The sequence below is a fragment of the Pseudoduganella sp. GW821-FHT12E03 genome (assembly GCF_058807115.1).
Map to the genome: position 1 here is coordinate 1 of NZ_JBXAQJ010000041.1, position 1,226 is coordinate 1,226.

1 protein-coding gene is annotated in these 1,226 nt (G+C 66.2%); it reads right to left on the reverse strand.

What is annotated here, in order from left to right:
- Window positions 1-1,226 (reverse strand): condensation domain-containing protein (locus AC1RRC_RS33200; protein ID WP_493060201.1); only part of this gene is annotated, 1,226 nt, incomplete at both ends.

Genomic DNA, 1,226 nt, shown 5'->3' on the forward strand with positions numbered 1-1,226 from the left:
CCGGTGACGACGTCGGCGCTGCCGCACAGAATTGACATGACACGCACGTGGGCGCTCAGCAGGACGGTGCGCAGCGGCACTTGCAGCGTGTTGGCCAGTGCAGTGAGCTGGGCCCGCAGCGTGTCCGATACCGGGAAGTCGAGCACATTGGACGGCGCCAATGGCTGGCCTGCCTGGCGTGCCGGCAGCGTGCAGAGCATGCTGCCGGCAAGGTAGCCGTCCCAGAAGGCGCGCGTGGAGGGCGACTGCAGGGCGCGCAATTCGGCCATGATGCCGCTCTTGAACGTCGAGGCCAGTGGCGCCAGCACCAGTGTGCGCTGGCCCGACTCGCTGAGCTGGACGTATTCCCGAATCAGTTCGCTTTGCAGCGAAGCGACACTCCAGCCATCGAGGATGGCGTGGTGGAAGCTCAGACTGTACTGCAGGGTGGTGGCGCTGCGCAGGTGGATGAAGATGCGCAACAGCGGGGCCGCCTCGATGTTGAACGGGGTTTTCTTTTCGCCGTCGACCCATTGCGCGATCGCTGTTTCCTGTGCGGCGGCGTCGAGTTCCCTCAGGTCGATGACAGTGAGGGGGACGGTCGCCGCCTGGTGCACCAATTGCAGCGGTTCGCTGTAGCGGTGCAGGTCGAAGCCGGTGCGCAGGATGGGGTGCTTGTCGACCATCGCGGCCAGCGCCGCGCGGAAGGCGTCGAGGTCCCAGCGCGGCGTGTTCAGTTGCAGGCTGATCACGTCGTGGTAGGTGCCCAGTTCCGGCGTCAGCTCGTTGTGGAACAACATGCCAAGTTGCAGCCGCGATAGGCGATAGGCGTCTTGCACGTGCGGCGGCAAGTGCTGCCGGTCGACCGGCGTGATCAGTTCGATCGGGGCGGCGGGCACAGGCACCGCCGCCGCGTCGCCGCTCAAGGCCGAAGCGATGCCTTCGATGGTCTGGTGTTTGAAGATATGCTCGAGCTGGACCGGCAAACCTTGTGCGCGCGCCTTGGACAGGATGACGATGCTGCGCATCGAGTCTCCGCCCAGAGCGAAATAATTATCGGTGACGCCGACCTGGTCGAGCTGGAGCACGTCGGCCCAGATGGCGGCCAGGGCCGCTTCGGCTGGCGTGCGCGGCGCGACATGGCCGGCGGTGGTGGCGTTCATGTCGGGAGCGGGCAGGGCGCGGCGGTCGACTTTGCCGTTCGGCGTCAGCGGCATCTGGTCGAGGAAGACGAAATGGGCCGGCAC